20 protein-coding genes and 2 other annotated features are annotated in these 23,189 nt (G+C 38.1%); all 20 genes read right to left on the bottom strand.

The window, feature by feature from the left end; all coding sequences use genetic code 11:
• Nucleotides 1-145: 145 nt before the first annotated feature.
• Entirely contained in the window at nucleotides 146-3,781 is a 3,636-nt protein-coding gene (rpoC, locus tag ACS127_RS04330; RefSeq protein WP_440897201.1) for a DNA-directed RNA polymerase subunit beta', read from the bottom strand.
• Between the two features lie 99 nt (nucleotides 3,782-3,880).
• Complete coding sequence (gene rpoB / locus ACS127_RS04335) at nucleotides 3,881-7,417, bottom strand: DNA-directed RNA polymerase subunit beta (protein ID WP_440897202.1); 3,537 nt, start codon at nucleotides 7,415-7,417, stop codon at nucleotides 3,881-3,883.
• Nucleotides 7,418-7,989: 572 nt separating this feature from the next.
• Nucleotides 7,990-8,592, bottom strand: a complete 603-nt coding sequence (locus tag ACS127_RS04340) for a class I SAM-dependent methyltransferase (protein WP_440897203.1) — start codon at nucleotides 8,590-8,592, stop codon at nucleotides 7,990-7,992.
• Nucleotides 8,593-8,763: 171 nt separating this feature from the next.
• Nucleotides 8,764-9,129 (bottom strand): 50S ribosomal protein L7/L12, encoded by a 366-nt coding sequence (gene rplL / locus ACS127_RS04345; protein WP_440897204.1) that lies wholly within the window; start codon nucleotides 9,127-9,129, stop codon nucleotides 8,764-8,766.
• A 57-nt stretch (nucleotides 9,130-9,186) separates the two neighbouring features.
• Nucleotides 9,187-9,687, bottom strand: coding sequence for a 50S ribosomal protein L10 (gene rplJ, locus ACS127_RS04350; RefSeq protein WP_440897205.1), 501 nt, complete (start codon nucleotides 9,685-9,687; stop codon nucleotides 9,187-9,189).
• A gap of 55 nt (nucleotides 9,688-9,742) precedes the next feature.
• Nucleotides 9,743-9,903, bottom strand: a sequence feature (ribosomal protein L10 leader region).
• Between the two features lie 39 nt (nucleotides 9,904-9,942).
• The gene (gene rplA / locus ACS127_RS04355; protein ID WP_440897206.1) at nucleotides 9,943-10,641 is read right to left on the bottom strand and encodes a 50S ribosomal protein L1; all 699 of its coding nucleotides are present in this window, start codon (nucleotides 10,639-10,641) and stop codon (nucleotides 9,943-9,945) included.
• Nucleotides 10,642-10,827: 186 nt separating this feature from the next.
• Nucleotides 10,828-11,253 (bottom strand): 50S ribosomal protein L11, encoded by a 426-nt coding sequence (rplK, locus tag ACS127_RS04360; protein WP_440897207.1) that lies wholly within the window; start codon nucleotides 11,251-11,253, stop codon nucleotides 10,828-10,830.
• A gap of 162 nt (nucleotides 11,254-11,415) precedes the next feature.
• Nucleotides 11,416-11,949: a transcription termination/antitermination protein NusG gene (gene nusG, locus ACS127_RS04365; RefSeq protein ID WP_440897208.1), complete on the bottom strand. Its 534-nt coding sequence runs from the start codon at nucleotides 11,947-11,949 to the stop codon at nucleotides 11,416-11,418.
• Nucleotides 11,950-12,061: 112 nt separating this feature from the next.
• Entirely contained in the window at nucleotides 12,062-12,241 is a 180-nt protein-coding gene (gene secE, locus ACS127_RS04370; protein WP_440897209.1) for a preprotein translocase subunit SecE, read from the bottom strand.
• Nucleotides 12,242-12,297: 56 nt separating this feature from the next.
• Nucleotides 12,298-12,444 carry a 50S ribosomal protein L33 gene (rpmG, locus tag ACS127_RS04375; protein ID WP_440897210.1) on the bottom strand — a complete coding sequence of 49 codons (147 nt, stop codon included), beginning with the start codon at nucleotides 12,442-12,444 and terminating at the stop codon, nucleotides 12,298-12,300.
• Between the two features lie 84 nt (nucleotides 12,445-12,528).
• Complete coding sequence (gene sigH, locus ACS127_RS04380) at nucleotides 12,529-13,188, bottom strand: RNA polymerase sporulation sigma factor SigH (RefSeq protein ID WP_440897211.1); 660 nt, start codon at nucleotides 13,186-13,188, stop codon at nucleotides 12,529-12,531.
• 322 nt (nucleotides 13,189-13,510) lie between these two features.
• Nucleotides 13,511-14,020: an NYN domain-containing protein gene (locus ACS127_RS04385; RefSeq protein WP_440897212.1), complete on the bottom strand. Its 510-nt coding sequence runs from the start codon at nucleotides 14,018-14,020 to the stop codon at nucleotides 13,511-13,513.
• A 4-nt stretch (nucleotides 14,021-14,024) separates the two neighbouring features.
• Nucleotides 14,025-14,768: a 23S rRNA (guanosine(2251)-2'-O)-methyltransferase RlmB gene (rlmB, locus tag ACS127_RS04390; RefSeq protein WP_440897213.1), complete on the bottom strand. Its 744-nt coding sequence runs from the start codon at nucleotides 14,766-14,768 to the stop codon at nucleotides 14,025-14,027.
• A 2-nt stretch (nucleotides 14,769-14,770) separates the two neighbouring features.
• Complete coding sequence (locus ACS127_RS04395) at nucleotides 14,771-15,172, bottom strand: Mini-ribonuclease 3 (RefSeq protein WP_440897214.1); 402 nt, start codon at nucleotides 15,170-15,172, stop codon at nucleotides 14,771-14,773.
• A gap of 2 nt (nucleotides 15,173-15,174) precedes the next feature.
• Nucleotides 15,175-16,584, bottom strand: a complete 1,410-nt coding sequence (gene cysS, locus ACS127_RS04400) for a cysteine--tRNA ligase (RefSeq protein WP_440897215.1) — start codon at nucleotides 16,582-16,584, stop codon at nucleotides 15,175-15,177.
• Nucleotides 16,574-17,233, bottom strand: a complete 660-nt coding sequence (cysE, locus tag ACS127_RS04405; RefSeq protein WP_440897216.1) for a serine O-acetyltransferase — start codon at nucleotides 17,231-17,233, stop codon at nucleotides 16,574-16,576. Before cysE ends, cysS begins: the two co-directional genes overlap by 11 nt.
• A gap of 320 nt (nucleotides 17,234-17,553) precedes the next feature.
• Nucleotides 17,554-17,783 (bottom strand) — a binding site (T-box leader).
• 91 nt (nucleotides 17,784-17,874) lie between these two features.
• Complete coding sequence (gltX, locus tag ACS127_RS04410) at nucleotides 17,875-19,338, bottom strand: glutamate--tRNA ligase (RefSeq protein ID WP_440897218.1); 1,464 nt, start codon at nucleotides 19,336-19,338, stop codon at nucleotides 17,875-17,877.
• Nucleotides 19,339-19,422: 84 nt separating this feature from the next.
• On the bottom strand, nucleotides 19,423-20,151 hold the full coding sequence (ispD, locus tag ACS127_RS04415) for a 2-C-methyl-D-erythritol 4-phosphate cytidylyltransferase (RefSeq protein ID WP_440897220.1): 729 nt from the start codon (nucleotides 20,149-20,151) through the stop codon (nucleotides 19,423-19,425).
• 270 nt (nucleotides 20,152-20,421) lie between these two features.
• Entirely contained in the window at nucleotides 20,422-21,531 is a 1,110-nt protein-coding gene (locus tag ACS127_RS04420) for a PIN/TRAM domain-containing protein (protein WP_440897222.1), read from the bottom strand.
• A 71-nt stretch (nucleotides 21,532-21,602) separates the two neighbouring features.
• Nucleotides 21,603-22,973 carry a DNA repair protein RadA gene (gene radA / locus ACS127_RS04425; protein ID WP_440897223.1) on the bottom strand — a complete coding sequence of 457 codons (1,371 nt, stop codon included), beginning with the start codon at nucleotides 22,971-22,973 and terminating at the stop codon, nucleotides 21,603-21,605.
• Nucleotides 22,974-23,189 lie beyond the last annotated feature (216 nt).

The following is a 23,189-nucleotide window of genomic DNA, read 5'->3' on the forward strand; positions in this document are numbered from 1 at the left end:
AAAGTATCATGGTAACAGAAGCACCTTGAATATAGTACCACCCTAGCTAATCAATGTCAACTTAAAATTAATTAAGTACAGACATTTTTTTAGATCGAGTGGTACGATATTTTAGTGCCACGAGTATTGATTATTTGACTGTTATTTATACAGTCGATTCATTCTCTTCGCTCTCTCTATTTTCAAGTTCTTCTTCTGCTACGACATTCTCAACCGGCAACTCTGTCTGCATACCCACTTTTCTATATCGTGGCATACCTGTACCGGCTGGAACAAGCTTACCGAGGATAACATTTTCTTTAAGTCCTAACAATTCATCTCGCTTACCTTTAATAGCAGCATCAGTTAAGACGCGAGTTGTTTCTTGGAACGATGCAGCGGACAAGAATGAGTCTGTTTCTAGTGATGCCTTGGTAATTCCAAGCAGTATTGGACGACCCACAGCAGGCTCTTTACCAACTTCTAGTACTTTTTTGTTTACATCTCTGAATTGGTGAATTTCTAATAATGAACCTGGTAACAGATCGGTTTCGCCAGAATCAGCAATGGTCACTTTTCTCAGCATTTGTCTTACCATAACTTCAACGTGTTTATCGCCGATTTCTACACCTTGCATCCGATAAACCTTTTGCACTTCTTTTAGCAAGTATGTTTGGACACCATCAACACCTTGGAATTTGAGTAACTCTTTTGGATCAATTGATCCTTCTGTTAAAGGTTCTCCAGCAATAACTTTGTCTCCAACAGATACACTTACTCGCGAGCCATAAGGTACTGGATACGTCCGTGTCTCTATTTCACCCTGAACAATAATTTCTTGTTTTTCTTTTACTTCACTAATATCTTGGACGATGCCATCTACTTCACTAATGACAGCTTGACCTTTAGGGTTACGCGCTTCAAAGATTTCTTGAATACGTGGTAAACCTTGAGTAATATCGCTTCCGGCTACTCCACCTGTATGGAATGTTCTCATCGTTAACTGCGTACCCGGCTCTCCAATAGACTGGGCAGCAATAATACCTACTGCCTCGCCAACCTCTACTTGTTCACCAGTTGCTAAGTTACGTCCATAGCACTTTTTACATGCGCCATGCTTTGTATTACATGTAAAGACAGTTCGGATCGTTACAGCTTCAACACCCGCATCAACAATTTCCTTAGCGATATCTTCATTAATAAAGGCATTTTTCTCAACAATGACAGCATTAGTTTCTGGATGACGTACCGTTTGAAAAGCAGTTCGACCAACCAGACGGTCATATAACGGTTCTATCATTTCCGAACCTTCAGTAATGGCATGAACAGTCAACCCTTTATCTGTATGACAATCATCTTCACGAATAATCACATCTTGAGCAACGTCAACAAGACGTCTTGTTAAATAACCTGAGTCTGCCGTTTTCAACGCTGTATCCGCAAGACCTTTACGAGCACCATGTGTTGAAATGAAATACTCAAGGACCGTTAAACCTTCACGGAAACTTGATTTAATCGGTAATTCAATGATTCGACCAGCCGGGTTCGCCATCAAACCACGCATACCCGCAAGCTGAGTGAAGTTGGAAGCATTACCACGAGCTCCTGAATCACTCATCATATAGATTGGGTTTCGATGACTTAATGATTCCATTAATCGATCTTGAATATCATCTTTAGCTTTAGACCAGATTGAAATCACGCGTTCATAGCGTTCTTCTTCTGTGATCAAACCACGGCGGAATTGTTTCATTACCTTTTCTACCCTGTCTTGAGCCGCTTCAAGAATTTCTTCTTTTTCAGCTAAGACAACAATGTCATCTACACCAACCGTGATCCCTGCTCTAGTTGAATAATTGAAACCTAGATTTTTCATACGGTCAAGCATTTTAGATGTTTCACTGATTTTGAACTTCTTAAAGACTTCTGCGATGATATCGCCTAGAATACCTTTTTTGAAAGGTGGGATCAAGTCACGCTTAGCAAGCTCTTCCTTGATATCCGTTCCTTTAGCCACAAAATATTTAGCAGGGGTTTCTACCTCTAAATTTGTATGAGTTGGCTCATTCATATATGGGAATGATGGTGGTAAAATATCATTGAAAATCAACTTTCCTACTGTCGTCAGCAACAACTGGCTTTGTTGTTCTTCAGTGAAATTACCTTTCTCTAACGAAGAAGCTTGAACAGCTACACGTGTGTGTAAATGAACATAACCACTTTGGTAGGCCATTAAAGCTTCATTTAAGTCTTTAAACACCATACCTTCACCAATGGCTCCCTCTCGTTCCATCGTTAAATAATAGTTACCTAAAACCATATCCTGTGACGGGGTAACAACTGGTTTTCCATCCTTAGGGTTCAAAATATTTTGTGCAGCTAGCATTAAAATTCTTGCTTCTGCTTGTGCTTCAGCTGATAACGGTACGTGAACAGCCATTTGGTCACCATCGAAGTCAGCGTTATATGCCGTACACACTAGGGGGTGTAAGCGAATTGCTCTTCCCTCAACTAAAGTTGGCTCGAACGCTTGGATACCTAAACGGTGTAATGTTGGAGCTCGGTTCAATAGAACAGGATGCTCTTTAATAACATCTTCAAGCACTTCCCAGACTTCAGCATGCAAACGTTCAATTTTACGCTTGGCTGACTTAATATTATGGGCTAAACCACGCTCAACAAGTTTCTTCATAATGAAAGGCTTAAATAATTCTACAGCCATTTCCTTCGGTAAACCACATTGATACATCTTCAAGTTAGGCCCTACAACAATAACTGAACGACCTGAATAATCGACACGTTTACCTAATAAGTTTTGACGGAAACGCCCTTGCTTCCCTTTAAGCATATGTGAAAGTGATTTTAATGGGCGGTTGCCTGGTCCGGTTACTGGACGACCACGACGACCATTATCAATTAGCGCATCAACAGCTTCCTGAAGCATACGCTTTTCATTCTGAACAATAATGCTTGGTGCTCCAAGATCTAATAAACGCTTCAACCGATTGTTACGGTTAATAACACGACGATAAAGATCATTTAAGTCAGATGTCGCAAAACGTCCCCCATCCAATTGAACCATTGGACGTAACTCTGGAGGAATAATCGGCAGAACATCCAAAATAATCCATGATGGATCATTCCCGGAATTTCTGAAGGCTTCAATGACTTCAAGTCGTTTAATCGCACGGGTACGTCGTTGACCTTGAACATTTTTTAATTCTTCACGTAAAATATTTGATTCTTTATCAAGATCAATATCTTGGAGAATTTTCTTAATGGCTTCAGCACCCATCTCCGCCTGAAAACTTTGCCCATATTTTTCGCGATGAGTACGAAATTCTCTTTCAGATAAAAGTTGTTTTTTCTCAAGTGGTGTACTTCCTGCATCTGTTACAATGTAAGCAGCGAAGTAAATAACCTCTTCTAGAGCACGTGGAGACATATCTAAAAGGAGACCCATACGACTTGGAATACCTTTGAAATACCAGATATGTGATACAGGTGCAGCTAATTCAATGTGTCCCATTCGTTCACGACGCACTTTTGATTTCGTTACTTCAACACCACATCGATCACAAACAACCCCCTTATAACGAACGCGTTTGTACTTCCCGCAATGACACTCCCAGTCCTTCTGTGGTCCAAAAATCCTTTCACAGAATAGACCATCTTTCTCTGGTTTCAATGTCCGATAGTTAATTGTTTCTGGTTTTTTTACTTCCCCATGTGACCATGATCGAATTTTGTCTGGTGATGCCAAACCTATTTTCATAAACTCGAAATTATTTACATCTAGCAAGGGGTCTACCTCCCTTTTAGTATGTGATAGATCACCAGGGGCAGGGAAATCATCGACCTCCCAACCTCTTATGACCTTTAAAATTAATCCATAAAGCTGTTACTTCTCTTGGACTTCTAAATTAAACTGTTCAGTTGATAATTTATCATCTTCTTCAATGTCACGAAGCTCAATCTCTTCTTCATCAGCCGAGAGCATCTTGACATCCATACCTAAACTTTGTAATTCTTTAATCAATACTTTAAAGGATTCAGGAATTCCTGCTTCAGGAACATTGTCTCCTTTAACAATCGATTCATAAGTCTTAACACGCCCGACCACATCATCTGATTTAACGGTTAGGATTTCTTGCAATGTGTAGGCAGCACCATAGGCTTCAAGTGCCCATACCTCCATCTCACCAAAGCGTTGTCCTCCAAATTGTGCTTTACCGCCTAGTGGCTGTTGAGTAACTAGTGAATAAGGTCCTGTTGAACGAGCATGTAATTTGTCATCAACCATGTGAGCTAGTTTAATCATATACATAATTCCAACAGAAACACGGTTATCAAAGGCTTCTCCTGTACGGCCGTCATAAAGGATGGTCTTAGCGTCTCGAGACATACCTGCCTCTTCTATCGTTTCCCACACATCCTCTTCACTTGCGCCATCAAATACTGGTGAAGCAACATGGATACCTAATTGTTTTGCCGCCATGCCTAAATGTAATTCAAGCACTTGGCCAATGTTCATTCGTGACGGAACCCCTAAAGGATTAAGCATAATATCAATTGGTGTTCCATCAGGTAAGAATGGCATATCTTCTTCTGGTAATATTTTTGAAATAACACCTTTATTACCGTGGCGACCAGCCATTTTATCTCCCTCATGAATTTTACGCTTCTGAACAATATAAACACGTACAAGCTGATTAACTCCTGGTGGTAATTCATCGCCATCTTCTCGATTGAAGATCTTAACATCTAAGACGATCCCACCCGCTCCGTGAGGTACACGTAATGAAGTGTCTCTAACTTCACGAGCTTTTTCTCCAAAAATAGCATGCAATAATCGTTCTTCTGCTGAAAGTTCAGTGACACCTTTAGGTGTTACCTTACCAACAAGTAAATCACCATCTTCAACTTCCGCACCGACTCGGATAATCCCCCGCTCATCTAGATCGCGAAGAGCATCTTCACCTACGTTAGGAATATCACGAGTAATTTCTTCCGGCCCGAGCTTCGTATCACGAGCATCAGATTCGTATTCTTCAATATGAATAGAAGTATACACATCATCTTTAACTAATCGCTCACTCATGATAATAGCATCTTCATAGTTATAGCCTTCCCAAGTCATAAAACCAACCAAGACGTTCTGTCCGAGAGCCAATTCTCCTTCTTCCATTGAAGGACCATCTGCAAGAAGTTCACCTTTTACTACACGTTCTCCTGCTTTAACGATTGGGCGTTGATTATAGCAAGTTCCTTGGTTAGAACGGATAAACTTTTGTAGTTTATAACGATCAACATCACCTTGAACTTCTCTACCATCTACCTCAGCAATCCGTCTAATATGAATAGTTTTTGCCTCGACATGCTCTACAATTCCATCGTGACGGCAAATAATTGCCGCACCAGAATCCTTACCTGAAACGTATTCCATCCCTGTTCCAACAATCGGTGCTCTAGGTTGCATTAATGGAACAGCTTGACGTTGCATGTTAGCACCCATTAGCGCACGGTTCGAGTCATCATTTTCTAAGAAAGGAATACAAGCTGTAGCTGTTGATACAACCTGCTTTGGTGATACGTCCATATAATCAATACGTTCACGGCTAACAGTTGTATTCTCTCCACGGAAGCGAGCAATGACTTCTTCATTCACAAAAGCTCCATCTTCTGTAAGTTGGGCATTTGCTTGTGCGACAACAAAGTTATCTTCCTCATCTGCTGTTAAATAATCATAATGATCAGTTACTTTGCCAGTTTCATGATCAACACGACGATACGGTGTTTCAATAAAACCAAACTTATTTACCTTTGCATAAGACGATAATGAGTTAATTAATCCAATGTTTGGACCTTCTGGTGTTTCGATTGGACACATCCGACCATAGTGCGAGTAATGCACATCTCGAACTTCAAAGCCTGCACGTTCTCTCGTCAAGCCGCCTGGTCCTAGTGCTGATAATCGTCTTTTATGCGTTAATTCTGCTAATGGATTCGTCTGATCCATAAATTGAGAAAGCTGTGAACTACCAAAGAATTCCTTAATGGATGCAATCACAGGGCGAATATTAATCAGTTGTTGTGGCGTAATGGTAGATGTATCTTGAATTGACATCCGTTCACGAACAACTCGTTCCATACGAGATAAACCAATTCGGAATTGATTCTGTAAAAGCTCACCCACCGAACGCAAACGACGATTACCTAAGTGATCAATATCATCTGTATTCCCAACTTGATGTAAAATGTTGAAGAAATAGTTGATTGACGCTAGGATATCAGCAGGTGCAATGTTTTTTATTGAAGAATCAACGACACCATTATCAATGATGTTTAGTGTCCGTTCCCCTTCTGGATCAGTTGGGTCAATAATTTTAATAGACTGTAAATCAATTGATTCTTCTAAGACACCTTCACTTGGCTCAACGGTATACTCTCCAAGGCGATTATCTTCTTTATCTATATAAGGTAATAATTTATTGAGCACACGACGGTCTAATTTGGTCCCTTTTTCTGCGAGAACTTCTCCAGTTTCGTGGTCTACTAAAGTTTCTGCTAGTATTTGATTGAACAAACGGTTTTTAATATGCAGCTTTTTATTCATCTTATAACGTCCTACATGCGCTAAATCATAGCGTTTCGGATCGAAAAAGCGAGAAATCATTAAGCTTTTTGCATTTTCAATAGTAGGGGGTTCTCCCGGTCTTAAACGTTCATAAATTTCAAGTAATGCTTTTTCACTTGTCTCTGTATTATCTTTTTCTAAAGTATTCTGTAAATACTCATTATCACCAATCAAATCAATCATTTCTTGATCTGTACTAAAGCCTAACGCTCGCAACAGGACTGTGATTGGTAGTTTTCTAGTTCGGTCAATTCGAACATGCACCACATCTTTTGCATCTGTTTCAAACTCCAACCATGCCCCTCTATTTGGGATAACTGTAGCGGTGTATCCCATTTTCCCGTTTTTATCCATTTTTTCACTGAAATAAACACCTGGTGAACGGACTAATTGTGAAACAATAACACGTTCTGCTCCATTGATAATAAAGGTTCCCGTGTCTGTCATTAGTGGAAAATCACCCATAAACACTTCTTGCTCTTTCACTTCACCAGTTTCATTATTTAATAAGCGGACTTTCACACGTAGCGGCGCATTATACGTCACATCTCTTTCCTTGGATTCATCGACTGAATACTTTGGCTCTCCTAGGCTATAATCGACAAATTCAAGCGATAGATTCCCTTGAAAATCTTCGATCGGAGAAATATCTTTAAACATTTCCCGCATACCTTCTTCTAGAAACCATTGATAAGAAGCCGTTTGAATCTCAATTAAATTTGGTAACTCAAGCACCTCGTTTATACGTGCATAGCTTCTGCGCTGGCGGTGTCGTCCATACTGAACTAGTTGACCTGTCAACTGCTTCACCCCTCAAATCAAGATTAGAAAAACTCACATTTGCTAATTTTTTAGCCAATGCGTTAGTTTTCTTATACTTTAGACGTAAAAAATTTCAGCTGCATCAAATCCTTATCTCAGCTAAAATTCCAGTCTTTCCAAAACAATTAAAAACAAAAAGCTTGAACAATATACATTGGACTAAGCGTACTATACCTTATCTAACCAATATTTCAGCTCAACTATTGACTTATTGGATAGAGAAGGTATAATTTAAGCAGTATTAATTGTTCAATTGTTGTCGAACAAAGAACTTACAGTTAGAAAAATAAGTTCTTACCATTCCATCTGGATTAAAAACAGATAAAATAAACATTTTTCCGAACGACAATAATGATTAGTAAACATTATTAAAAAAGGATCTCCACTTGACTTCTTACTAAAATCAGCCTTAATCCTCTTCTTCGTCCTAACCATCTTGTCCATTCATTAATAAAAATATACTTATTTCTTAAAATGACACTTGACAAAAAAACGTGCCATTGGCATTTTTCTATATTACCACAACCATTTAATTGAGTCAAATATTAAGTTTACATTTTCTTAGCTCTAATAATAAAATAACCTTTACTTCTTTTAACTGTTTCAACTTCTTGAAATAGAGCTTTCATTTTCTTAATGGCAGAAGGCGCACCTTGCTTCTTCTGAATAACAACCCACAATTCGCCTTCTTTAGTTAGATATTGATGGGCATCCTCAAATATTTGATGCACCAATTCTTTCCCCGCACGAATCGGTGGATTAACTAATACAGCAGCAAATTGCTGATCTGGAAAATCATTAAATCGATCACTTAAATAACATGTCACATTAGCTAATTTATTTTGTTTCGCATTTTTATCGGTCAGGTCGATAGCGCGTTGATTGACATCACCCATTATAACTTGACGATCTGGATAATCTTTAGCTATTGATAAGCCAATCGGACCATAACCACAACCTAAATCAACGATTGCCCCGTCAACTTCAGGAGGAATAAAGGTATCAATTAATACTCTCGAACCAAAATCCACTGTATTCTTTGAAAAAACACCAACATCACTTGTAAATGTGAGAACATGACCGCGAAGCTCAAATGTCCATGTTTCGGGGTTGCTTTTTGCTTGGGGATGACGGGTAAAGTATTGCTCCGACATTTAATCAGCACCTACTTCTATTTGTGGTTGGGAAAAATCGATCTATTACTAATTCTTATGGCAGAAACCTTAATTCCACTTATAAGGCTATCTATAAAGTCTTATACTTTCTATTAGTGTAAACGAAAGCTCGCCTAAGATTAGACGAGCTTTCATTTATTTAACTCAATATTACTTCAATTCTACAGCTGCGCCTGCTTCTTCAAGTTTAGCTTTCATTTCTTCAGCTTCTTCTTTAGCTACGCCTTCTTTAATTGCGCCTGGTGCTTTATCAACCAAGTCTTTGGCATCTTTAAGACCAAGACCAGTCATTTCACGTACAGCTTTTACAACTTTGATTTTCGCAGAACCTGCATCAGTTAATACAACATCAAATTCTGTTTTTTCTTCTTCAGCTGCACCATCAGCAGCTCCACCTGCAACAGCAACAGGTGCTGCAGCTGTTACACCAAACTCTTCTTCAATTGCTTTGACTAAATCATTTAATTCAAGAACAGACATTTCTTTAATCGCTTCGATAATTTGTTCATTAGACATTCTTATTTCCTCCTAATAATTGTTTAAGTTATTCTGTCATTTCTAACTCAGATCAATTTAAGCTTCTTGTTCTTCTTGTTGCTCTGCAATAGCTTTAGCAGCATAAGCAAAGTTTCGAACAGGAGCTTGTAGTACACTAAGCAACATAGAAAGTAGTCCTTCGTAGTTTGGAAGATCTGCAAGTTCTTTGATTTGATCAAGAGTTGCAACACTACCTTCGATAACGCCACCTTTTATCTCTAAATCCTTATGCTCTTTAGCAAAGTTATTTAGAATCTTCGCTGGAGCAACAACGTCATCATTACTAAATGCAATTGCTGTTGGACCAACTAGTATTTCATCTAACTCTGAAAGTTCAACTTCAGCAACTGCACGGCTGGCCATAGAGTTTTTATAAACTTTATATTCAATACCCGCTTCACGTAGTTGCTTACGTAATTCAGTTACTTCCGCTACATCTAGTCCACGATAATCGACTAAGACCGTTGATTGGCTGTCACGGAATTTTGTCGCAATTTCAGATACAAGTTGTTTCTTTTGTTCCATAAGTTTTGACATGATTCCACCTCCTACTAAATGTTCAACCATACCGTAAGATCTGACTTATTTTTTATATTTCATGAAAAAATCCCTCACATCTAGATTAGACGCAAGGGAGAACGTGTGAACACTCAGGCAAAATTTTCAAAGTTCGAATTGCCTTTATCCAACACCTCGGCAGGCTATTAAGCTTTAATGAGCCCCTGCTGTCTACGGTATAACTATTATTTTAACCTTAGCTATTATAGCGATATCCTATAATAAAGTCAAGATTTATTTTGCATCTAAGGTAGTTGTATCAATCTTGATACCAGGCCCCATTGTAGAAGTCACCGATACATTACGTAGGTAGATTCCTTTCGAAGATTGTGGCTTGGCTTTAATTACCGTGCTCGTCAACGCTTCAAAGTTCTCAATTAATTGGTTAAGCTCAAATGAAGCTTTTCCAATTGGGACATGGATATTTGATTGCTTATCTACGCGGTATTCTACCTTACCGGCTTTAATTTCTTGAATTGCTTTTTCTACTTCGAACGTCACTGTTCCTGTCTTAGGGTTCGGCATTAAGCCTTTCGGTCCTAAGACACGGCCTAGCTTACCTACTTCAGCCATCATATCTGGCGTTGCAACAATGACATCAAAACCGAACCAGCCTTGGTTAATTTTATTGATTAATTCTTCGTCACCAACAAAGTCAGCACCTGCTGCTTCAGCTTCTTTCGCTTTATCACCTTTAGCAAAAACTAGAACCGTTTGTGTTTTACCTGTACCATGCGGTAAAACCATTGCTCCTCGAATTTGTTGATCTGCTTTCTTAGGATCAACACCTAAACGGAAAGCCGCTTCTACTGTTTCATCAAATTTAGCTGTTGCATTTTCTTTTACTAATTTAAGAGCTTCTTCAATGTCGTACAATTTAGCACGATCAACTAATTTCAAAGCTTCTTGTTGCTTTTTAGATTTTTTAGCCATTATTTTTCCTCCTAAAATGTGGTGTTAGCGGTTATACCTCCCACTTAATAAAACGGATCCTACTTGATATTGTTCTTCTAACAAGCAGGGAAGTTGACTATGCCTCAATCTAACTTCCTACAAAAAGGTTGCGAAATGGCAACTCCACCACCTGCGCAACCTTCACCTCAACAAACAATAAAAAAATTAATCTTCGATAGTAATTCCCATACTGCGCGCAGTACCTTCAACCATCTGCATCGCTGCTTCAACATCAGCTGCATTTAAATCAGGCATTTTTGTTTCCGCAATCTCTCTTACTTGGTCACGTTTTACTGTTGCAACCTTATTACGATTTGGTTCACCTGATGCAGTATCGATGCCCGCTGCTTTTTTAAGCAATACAGCAGCCGGCGGAGTTTTTGTGATAAATGTAAATGAACGGTCTTCAAAAACCGTAATTTCTACCGGAATAATCAAACCTGCTTGTTCTTGCGTACGGGCGTTGAATTCCTTACAGAAACCCATAATATTAACACCTGCTTGACCTAATGCTGGTCCAACTGGCGGAGCCGGATTTGCTTTCCCTGCTGGGATTTGAAGTTTTACTACTTTAATTACTTTTTTAGCCACGAGACACACCTCCTTAAGTCCGTGATGTGGTCATAGGGGGTTAACCCTCCCACTCATATTATATCAAAATCAATCTAACACTCGAGGCATAAAGAACATTAAAATTTTAGCATGTTCAACCTAATATTGCAAGACCTCTCGTGATTTATTCTAAATTAAGCGTTAGACTTTTGTAATCTGTGAAAAGTCAAGCTCTACTGGTGTTTCACGACCAAATATATTCACATGTACTTTTACTTTCTGACGATCCAGGTCAATTTGTTCAATAGATCCCGTAAAATCACTAAATGGCCCATCAGTAACTGCGATCGATTCGCCTTCTTCAAAATCAATATCAACCACAGCTTCTTTCATACCCATACGTTTTAGGATTGTCTCCGCTTCTTCCGGCAATAGGGGTGTTGGCTTTGAACCTGAACCTGTTGAGCCAACAAACCCTGTTACACCTGGTGTATTACGAACCACATACCATGAATCATCAGTCATAATCATTTCGGCTAGAACATATCCCGGGAAAACTTTTTTCATAGAAACTTTTCGCTTACCATTTTTAACTTCTGTTTCTTCATCTTCTGGCACTAAAATTCGAAAAATTTTGTCTTCCATCCCCATAGATGCTAGTCTTTTTTCTAGATTTGTTTTTACCTTGTTTTCATAACCCGAATACGTATGCACAACATACCATTGTTTCTCCATTTCTCCAAAACCTCCTTACCATCTGTTTTTCCAATTTAAAAAACCCGTCAATACGGGTTCTCAAAAGTAACTCGATTCATTCTTACTTCATTATAGCACAAAATCTACCGTTCTATTCAAAAAAAAGATTCAAAATTTGAGTAATGCCTAAATCTACAAGTGTAAAAAACAAAGCAACTATAACAACTGTAGCAACAACAGTCACCGTATAACGATAAAGCTCTTGCTTACCCGGCCAGGAAACTTTCTTCATTTCTCGCGAAACATTTTTGAAAAACGACACAACTTTCACAAGTGGTTCCTCCAAACTTTTAAAAATTTATCTGTAATAAAATATAATGGCATGATTTACTTTGTTTCTCGGTGTAAAGTATGTTTATTACATCTTTTACAAAACTTCTTTAATTCTAGGCGCTCTGCGTTTGCCATACTTTTATCTGAGTGATAATTTCGGCTTAAGCACTCCTCGCATGCGAGGGCTACTTTTTTCTTCATCTTTTATCATCCTATAAATAATCTAGTTTACCTAAATAATGTAGCATGCTTGTTTATCAGTGTCAACGTCACTTATCTATTCAATCATAACTTAATGCTCGCTATATCTAAATATCGTTCTAATTTTCGCTTCACTCGTTGAAGAGCATTGTCAATTGATTTAATATGACGGTTTAATTCTATTGAAATTTCTTGATAGGTTCGACCATCTAAATAAAGATAAAGAACATCACATTCAAATCGACTTAATAATTTAACGAGCTTTCCTTCAACTTGTCCTTGACTTTCTCGATTAATAATCAATTCTTCTGGGTCATCAATTTTTTCTACATTAGTTAAAACATCTAGTAACGTTCGCTCTGATTCCTCATCAAAAATGGGTTTGTCCAACGAGACATAAGAATTTAGCGGGATGTGCTTTTGCCTTGTCGCTGTCTTGATCGCTGTTATAATTTGTCTTGTGACACAGAGCTCAGCAAAGGCACGAAATGATGAGCGCCGATTATCCTTATAATCTCGAATCGCTTTATATAAACCTATCATACCTTCCTGGACAATATCTTCATGGTCAGCCCCGACAAGAAAGTAGGTACTTGCTTTCACTCGGACGAAACCACGATATTTTTGGATCAAATAATCTAATGCTTGGCAGTCTCCTTGACGAATAAATGAGATAACCTCACTATCATCAAGCTGCTCAAAGCATATTATTCCATTGTTCACACCTTGATGTTGTCTCTGCAAGCCAAACTCCCCCCGAGCTACTTAATATGACATGTTCAAAAGGACCGCGTCAATTAGGTTCGCCATGTTCCGAAATTTAGAATAAACAAAACTTCTATCTATGCAATCCGACTGCTCCACGGCTTATCCTCAACATGACTATTCGCCTCACCCAAAACATTTAGATATCGAAAGTTTGAATTTGCACAATTCTAAATGGCCTTTTCTGACACGCAAGAAAAGTAAACTTCCTTTCCAAGAAACGGATTTACACTGGACTTTTTGAACATCTTTTAATAGCAATATTATACAGTAAGCGCTTCACATTAGTCAACTGCACCATTCAGCCTCTTCCACGTCTCATTTTTTCAAATTGTTCTAAAATTTCTTGTTTAATTACTAGAGAACGTCCTTGTTTTTGTTTTTCAAAGGTACGTAGATCATTAGAAATTTCTTTTTTTATTTGATCAACCTCAATAGCCAATTCTCGAGCGGACTTTCGATAAGCACCTTGCTGGAAAATGGTCCGTTGTTCGGTATAATCACTTGTTGCTACATATACTTTTGTTTTCACATTTTTTAATTCTTTCACTAATCGCTCAATACATTGATCGGCGGTTTCTTTTTCTTTAGTATAAATAACTTCGATATTAAATTGATTTTCCTTTGCTTCAAGTCCTTTTACTTCATAAGCATCAAAAACGATAATGACACGATGACCTCGGTAAGCTTGATATTCAGCCATTTTCTCAATTAATAATTGTCTAGCTTGATCAAGGTCTGTATCCCGCAAACTTTTAAGCTCGTCCCAGTAACCGATAATGTTATAGCCATCAACTAATAATACATCCATCGCCTTAATCTCCCAGCGGATGGCGCTTCCGAAAGACTTCATACATCAGTATACTTGCTGCAACGGATGCATTAAGTGAGGAAACCTGTCCTCTCATCGCTAACTGAATGGTCCAATCACATTTCTCACGAACAAGTCGACTCATTCCTTTTCCTTCGTTGCCAATAACAAGTGCTAAAGCAATATCACCATCTAATTTTCGATAATCTTGACTCGCTTCCATCTCTGTGCCAACTACCCAAACATGGCGTGACTTCAGTTCTTCAATCGTTTGTGCCATATTGGTGACGCGGGCAACAGGGACATATTCAATCGCACCAGCTGATGTTTTAGCAACAACACTTGTCAGCCCAACTGCTCGGTGCTTAGGAATAATCACACCATGAACACCTGCTGCATCAGCGGTTCTTAAAATTGACCCTAAGTTATGCGGATCTTCAATCTCATCAAGTAAAATAAAAAAGGGTTCTTCACCTTTTTGCTCAGCACGAGCAAATAAATCATCAATTCTGGCATAGTCATAGGCGGCAACAGCAGCGACCAGACCTTGGTGCTTGCCATCAACAAGCTGATCTAACTTCTTTTTGGGAACTTGTTTGACTATAACACCATGTTTTTTGGCAAGCCGCTGAATCTCTTCTGTTGCCTTAGCATTTAAATGCTCAGCGATAAATAATTTGTTGATTGATCGACCTGATCTAAAGGCCTCTATAATTGGATTTTTACCTATCAGCCATTCCTCTGCCATGTTTATTGTCTCTCCTTCTCAATAAAGGCTACCGCCTCATTCATCAATTCTTGTAGTCGTGGTTGTTGATCAGTAAAATAGTGAAAACCTAAGAGCGCTTCAAAAGCCGTACTATATCGATAAGTGATGACATCCGTATTTTTTGGTACTGTTCCTGGCTTCGCATTGCGTCCTCGCTTAACAACCGCCTCTTCCTCATCTGCTAAATGCTTCACTTCTAGCCAGTAACGTAATACTTTTGCCTGTGCTTTTGCTGAAACATACTTTATTGCCGAACGATGTAAGTCATTGACCTTAGCGTGACCAGACCTGATCAAATAATCTCGAACATGGACCTCATAGATCGCATCACCCATATAAGCAAGAGCGAGGCTTTTCATCTGTTTAACTTCATTTACCTTCATTCTTATCCTCTTTTCCAACGTGTTCCTTGCGCAGTGTCTTCTAGTATAATATTCTGTGTTTTCAACTGATCACGAATGGCATCAGCTCTTTCAAAATCTTTTTCAGCTCGCGCTTGTTCTCGTTCTGCTAATAATTGATCAATGTCTTCATCTAATAAGCCGTCATCCAAACCCGTAATCTCAATCCCTAGTATGGCAAAAAATTGATCGAATAACGCTAGAAATTCTTCTAATGTTTTGTTAGTAACTGTTTGACTTTCGATCGCTAGATTTGCTTCCTTAACAAGCTCAAAAATAAAAGTAATCGCATTGGCTGTATTAAAATCGTCATTCATCTCTTTAATGAATCCAGCTTTTATTTGTGCTAATTTTTGTTGATACGCCTCTTCTCCTTCTGTTGCTTTGGATTCTTCACATATTGTATGGCGGTGTTGTAAATTTTGGTAAACATTCTCAATCCGTTCAAAACCATTTTTGGACTGTTCCAACAAAGCTTCACTAAAATTAATTGGATGACGATAGTGGATACTTAAAATATAAAATCTTAATAATTCTGGTCGATATTGTTCAATTAAATCATGTGCTAAGACAAAATTTCCTGTTGACTTCGACATTTTTTCATCATCAATTGTCACATAACCATTATGAAGCCAATAGTTTGCAAAAGGTTGGCCGGTATTCGCCTCAGATTGGGCAATTTCATTTTCATGATGTGGAAAAGCAAGATCTTGACCACCTGCATGAATATCAATGGTATTACCTAAATATTTTTTTGCCATAGCTGAACATTCAATATGCCATCCCGGACGGCCTTTCCCCCATGGTGATGACCAGGAAACTTCTCCGGGTTTAGCAGCTTTCCATAGTGTAAAATCTAAAGGTTCCTCTTTATTGTCATCAACTTGAATACGTGCCCCTGAACGTAAATCATCTAACGATTGATCTGATAATTTACCATAGTCTTCAAAGTGACGTGTTTTAAAATAAACATCACCGTTTATTTCATAAGCATAACCCTTATCAATAAGCACTTCAATAAAGTTAATAATCTCAAGGATCGATTCTGTCACTCGCGGATGATGTGTGGCTGGTTTTACACCTAATGCTTTCACATCCTCTTTATAAGCTTCAATAAAGCGGTTGGCAACCGCACTCACATCCTCTCCTCGCTCATTTGCTGCCTTAATAATTTTGTCATCAATATCAGTAAAATTAAGCATGTAGGTAACTTCATAGCCAAGATACTCCAAATATCGACGAACGGTATCAAATACAATCGCAGGACGCGCATTTCCGAGATGAATGTAATTATAAACAGTTGGACCACAGACATACATTTTTACCTTCCCTGGTTCAATTGGCTTGAATACTTCTTTTGTTCGTGTCAATGTATTGTACATTTTAATCGTCATCTTGTTTCTCTCCTTTAACAAACTCAATCTCTTCTTGCAGGTTCTTCACTTTCTCTTGTAATTCAATTATTAAATCTTCAACCGGATCAGGGAGCTTATTATGATCAAGCCTCTGTGTAATACGTTTTCCATTTTGGATAACGACATGCCCTGGGATGCCAACAACTGTGGAATAGTCTGGGACATCTTTAAGCACAACAGAACCTGCTCCAACTTTTGAATGTTCTCCAATTGTAATAGAACCCAAAACCTTGGCACCTGTTGCAATTAGGGCATTATCTTTTATCGTTGGATGACGTTTTCCCCTTTCTTTTCCCGTTCCTCCAAGTGTTACTCCTTGAAAGATCGTGACATCATCGCCGATCTCACATGTTTCACCAATCACTACCCCCATTCCGTGATCAATAAAAAAACGATGGCCTACTTGTGCACCGGGGTGAATTTCTATCCCAGTAAAGAAACGGCTAAGTTGGGAAATTAACCGAGCTACAAAGAAAAATTTTTTTCGATAAAAGAAATGAGCCATACGGTGCGACCAAATAGCATGGACACCTGAATAAGTTAAAATAACTTCGAAATACGATCTTGCTGCCGGATCTTGATCAAAAACAACTTGAATATCTTCTTTGATACGTTTGAAAAAAGCCATAATATTCCACCTCCTACGTACTTTTAATTTAGAAACGCTTAGAAAAACATATGCTATTCTCATACAGTTTAACCAAGTAAGATGTTCTTATTGAGAAGTCGCCTTCCGCAGGGTAGACGCCAACAGGACATAGGTGATGTAACTAACGTTCTTAAGAAAGGCTATATCACTATATGTTTTTACAACACAATAAGCACACTTACTTCATTTTTCTTTATATCTGATCCTTTAAAATTTAAATAGTTTTACATCCATATCCTATCTAGAACACCATGATTCCCTAACATAAAATATTAAAAGACGTCTCTGTGTAACGAATACACAGAGACGTCTTTTAACGCGGTTCCACTCTGTTTAGATAAAGTGAATCAAACTTTAACTTTATCTCAACTTGAACTCTGATAACGGAAGAGAAGCCGCTTCTGCTTACTTTTAATTTCGGCAAAAGACTCAGAGGTGCATAGAATTAGATGACTTAAAATCACTTTCAGCCTAGGTGATTCTCTCTTGATAAGTTTGCGCTAATCCCTATCCTCTTCAACGCTTTTTATTGTATTAATCATTAATAACATCCATTAACTTTTTGCTGGACCGTACTAAATGTGATATTTATTATTATGCATTCCTAACACATTTAGTGCTTAAAAAGTTTGCAAAAGATTTGCTAAGCGTGTCACGACAGTCTCCTTACCAAGAAGGTAAATGGCATTTGGAAGTTCTGGACCATGTACCTGACCCGTTGTTCCAACACGAATAGGCATAAATAATTGTTTACCCCTTTGCTTTGTTTCTTTTTGAGTTGACTTAATAGCTGTTTTAATGTCTGCTGGTTCCCAATTTTCAAGTTCAGCTAACTTTTCTTTATAAACACGCAGTACTTCCGGTACTTGTTCACCAGCTAAAACAGCTTGTGCTTCTTCATTATAACTAATCTCCGTTTGGAAGAAAAGTTCTGTTAGCTCGACGATCTCAGCTCCATAACTTAACTGGTCTTTATAAAGGTTAATTAAGTCGACAGCCCATTTCTTTTCTTCTTCAGTCATATCAGGTGATAGTTTACCTGCTTCAATCAAGTGCGGTAAAGCAAGGTCGATCACTTCTTCTTCACTTAGAGATTTAATATACTGATTGTTCATCCATCGTAATTTTTTCGAATCAAAAATGGCTGCTGAAGTAGATAATCTGCCCGGATCAAATATGTCAATAATTTCTTGCTGGGTAAAGATCTCTTCTTCTCCAACAGGTGACCAACCTAGTAATGTAATGAAATTAAACATGGCTTCCGGTAAATAGCCTAATTTTTTATATTGTTCAATAAACTGTATCACATGTTGGTCACGTTTACTCAATTTTTTACGTTCTTCATTTAAGATCAACGTCATATGCCCATACTGTGGAGCACTCCAATCAAAGGCATCAAAAATCATCATTTGCTTTGGTGTATTAGAAATATGCTCTTCACCACGCAAAACATGGGATATCTGCATTAGATGATCGTCGATGGCAACTGCGAAGTTATAAGTTGGAATGCCATTCTTTTTAACGATTACCCAATCTCCAAAATCACTCGATTCAAACGTTATTGGACCACGAACAATATCTTCAAAAGCATAGGTGACCTGATCGGGAACACGGAATCGAATACTTGCTTGGCGACCCTCCGCTTCAAACTGCTCAATTTGTTCAGGCGTTAAATGGCTATGCGCTCCTGAATACTTAGGAACTTGTCCATTCGCTCGTTGTTCCTCTCGCTCTTGCTCAAGCTCTTTCTCTGTCATATAGCATTTATAAGCTAAATCACGTTCAAGCAATTCTGTCACATATTTTTGATAGATATCTAAGCGTTCAGTTTGACGATAAGGGCCATAATCGCCACCAATATCAGCACCTTCATCCCAAACAAGACCTAACCATTTCAAATAGTTAAGCTGGCTCTCTTCTCCACCTTCAACATTACGCTTTTCATCTGTATCTTCCGTTCGAATAATAAATTTACCACCTAAATGTTTGGCATATAAATAATTAAATAAAGCTGTTCTCGCATTTCCGATATGCAAGTCCCCAGTCGGGCTCGGTGCATAACGTACACGGATCTCATTTGTCATGATCTTGCTTCTCCCTTCAAACGTATAACTTTTGTTATCCCTATCTTAGCATTTTTTAACCAAAATGTCTGATCAATATCATTTTTATTCACGATCATTTTCTCTTTGATTCAAAATAAATAGAGCTAGGTCTAAATCTTCTGGTGTTGTCATTTTTATATTATGATAATCACCTTGGACGAGCTTTACTGATTCATCTATGCGTTCTACCAATGATGCATCATCAGTACCATAAAAAAAAGTCTCTCTTGCCAATTGATGTGCTTGCATAATTTTATGATAAGAAAAGGCTTGCGGCGTTTGAGCGATATAAAGTTTCGTTCGATCTAGCGTTTCTATCAAACACCCATTTTTCCTTTTTATCGTCTCTTTAGCAGGAACAGCCAACAAAGCAGCCCCATTTTCACTCGCCACTTTATTTAATCGGTCTAATGACTCTTGGCTGACAAAGGGTCGAGCACCATCATGGATAAAAATTAATTTATTGTGGTCCTCAATCTTGTTGAGTCCATTATAAACAGAATCCTGTCGCTCCCTACCTCCATAGACAAGCTTTATTGCTGTTTTAAAGGCTGCTTTTGCTAATATGGCTTCGACATTTGTCTGATCCTTTACTCGAATAACAAGAACAATTTCTTCACACATCGGATCCTGATCAAAAACCGTCATTGTATGTATCAGCACTGGTTTGTTTCTCAGCATCACAAATGGTTTATTACAGTCTGCTTGCATTCGTTGTCCCATCCCAGCAGCCAGAATAATCACATAATAAGGATTCATTTTCTCGTTACTTCTACCTTGAGAGATAACCATTAGATAAACTCCTATTTGCTCATCTTTTTTTGATTCAACTTCTCAGATTCTTCGATGAATCATTTCTTTAATATAGACACTGCACTTTTACAAAATGATATCACTAAATAATTTTACCATACCGTGTGAACATATGGGGGCGTTTTTCTCATCCTTTAGATGTGAAGTTTTCAACTATCTGCTTAATTGAATTTTATATTTTCTCATAGTGTAATAAAAAGTGATAACAATCGTTATCACTTTTTAGTTTCTTTATTTGTTATACCCTTTTTATTGTGCCTTTTCAAGTGCTTTCGGTTTAGCAAAGATCATACGACCTGCAGATGTTTGCAGAACACTTGTAATAATCACATCAATAGCCTCACCGATATAATTACGACCTTCTTCTACAACAATCATTGTGCCATCATCTAGGTAAGCAACACCTTGGTCATGTTCTTTACCATCCTTAATGACTTGCACTTTCAGTTGTTCACCTGGTAATACGACAGGCTTAACCGCATTGGCCAAATCATTAATATTTAAGACTTGTACATTTTGAAATTCACATACTTTATTAAGATTAAAGTCATTAGTCACGACAATACCATTCATTACTTTAGCTAACTTAACAAGTTTGCTATCTACCTCTTGAATATCTTCAAAATTACCCTCATACATTTCAACTTTCTCAGGAATATCTTTTTGCAATCGATTAAGAATATCTAGGCCACGGCGCCCTCGGTTTCGCTTTAATGCGTCAGAAGAATCAGCAATGTGTTGGAGTTCTTCAAGAACAAAATGAGGAATAATAATGGTCCCCTCGAGAAAATGAGTTTGGCAAATATCCGCTATTCGTCCATCGATAATTACACTAGTATCAAGAATTTTTGACTTTGGCACCACTTCATCATTTTTTTGTTCTTCTGGCACGGCCTTTTGCTCTTTATCTTTTTTCGCTAGCGTTAATATACTTATAAATTCGTCACGGCGTTTAAAACCAACTTGAAATCCTAAATATCCGAGTAATCCCATAATAAAAAGCGGAACAATTTGTGAGACCACAATAATTTGAATATCGATAATGGGTTGATTAATGAAAAAGGCAATTGTTAAACCAATGATTAAGCCAATCCCACCAAAAAACAAGTTTGCCAATGGAGCACCGAGTAAAGTTCGTTCTAAAAATTGAATGAATTGAACGATATAATCAACTAGCCAAAAAGATAATAAATATAATATAATTGCGCCAAGCGCTAAACCAATATAAGGAGACGCATAGGGATGATCTATCCATGTATCTCTTGTGAAACCAATGATCCTAACTAATGATGGAAAATATAAAAACCCCGCTGTTCCTCCGGCAATAATAATAAATAATTGTACTATTCTTTTTAGCACTATCTTCACCTCCTAATCCTATACTCCCCAATAAAGGGGGACTTTAACCTTGTTTTTTTAGACTATCTCATTTACTTTTGTTCTAAGGTTATTTGCAAGGCTTCCTGAATCGAATCTGCTCCTATAACTTGAAGTGATTCCGGTGCTTGCCAGCCATCAAGGTTTCGTGCTGGAATGATCGCTCGTTTAAAACCAAGTTTGGCTGCTTCTTGAAGTCTTTGCTCAATTCTTGAGACACGGCGGATTTCTCCTGTTAAACCAACCTCACCAATTAAAACGTCATATGGCATACAGGCTTGCCCTTTAAAACTTGAGGCAATACTTACGGCTACTGCAAGATCTATCGCCGGTTCATCTAGCTTTATGCCGCCTGCAACTTTAACATAGGCATCTTGATTTTGCATTAATAAACCAACTCTTTTTTCTAAAACAGCCATTAACAATGGTACCCGATTGTGATCTATCCCTGTTGCCATTCGCCGAGCTTGGCCAAAGCTTGTTGGTGAGATTAATGATTGAATCTCTACAAGAACAGGTCGTGTACCTTCCATTGATGCAACAACAGTTGAACCAGCAACCCCTTGTGAACGCTCTTCTAAGAAAATCTCCGAAGGATTATTAACCTCCTTCAATCCACTTTCTTTCATTTCAAAAATACCCATTTCATTTGTGCTGCCAAAGCGATTCTTTACTCCCCGTAAAATTCGATAAGTATGGTGCCGCTCACCCTCAAAATAAAGAACAGCATCAACCATGTGCTCTAACATGCGCGGACCAGCAATAGCGCCTTCCTTCGTAACATGTCCTACAATAAAAATGGGGATATGCTTTGTTTTAGCTATACGCATCAGCGTACCTGTACATTCACGTACTTGTGAAACACTTCCTGGTGCACTTGTTACTTCATCCTTAAAAATAGTTTGAATGGAATCTATCACAACAAAAGCTGGATTCAATTGATCGATTTGAGCTGAAATAAGTTGTAAATTCGTTTCTGAGAGAACATATAGTTTTTCAGACGTTACACCGAGCCGATCTGCTCTTAACTTTGTTTGACGTGTTGATTCTTCTCCAGAAATATAAAGTACAGAGGTTCCCTTATTGGCTAATTGGTTGGAAATTTGCAGTAATAACGTTGACTTACCAATCCCTGGATCCCCACCGATAAGTACCAAAGAACCGGGGACGATGCCTCCACCAAGAACACGATTTAATTCTGGCATCTCTGTTTTCATTCTTGCTTCTTCTTTTGTTTGAATGGCTGTTATCTTCTCTGGTGACTGGCTTTTATCTTGTCCTAAACCTGAATGCTTGGATGTTGTTTTAACAATAACTTCTTCTACCAGTGTATTCCATTGATTACAGCTTGGACATTTGCCCATCCATTTAGGTGATTCATAGCCACATTCTTGACAAACAAAAGTGCTTTTACTTTTAGCCAAAATGACCTCTCCTTTCTTTTATTATACTCTAAAAAAAGATAACTTAGGTTACACCTGAATTAATTCTTTGTGTAAAAATGATGTAAATTTTTCAAAGCATTTACCGGAACTAATCATCCCTTTTCAAGAACGATAGAGGATAATACAGTTGCTAACTCCTTTTAGATAATCGTATTTATTATAGTATATGAAAAAGAAAGTGAAAGGTAAAGTTTA

The organism is Amphibacillus sp. Q70, assembly GCF_052055485.1.
GTDB lineage: Bacteria > Bacillota > Bacilli > Bacillales > Amphibacillaceae > Amphibacillus.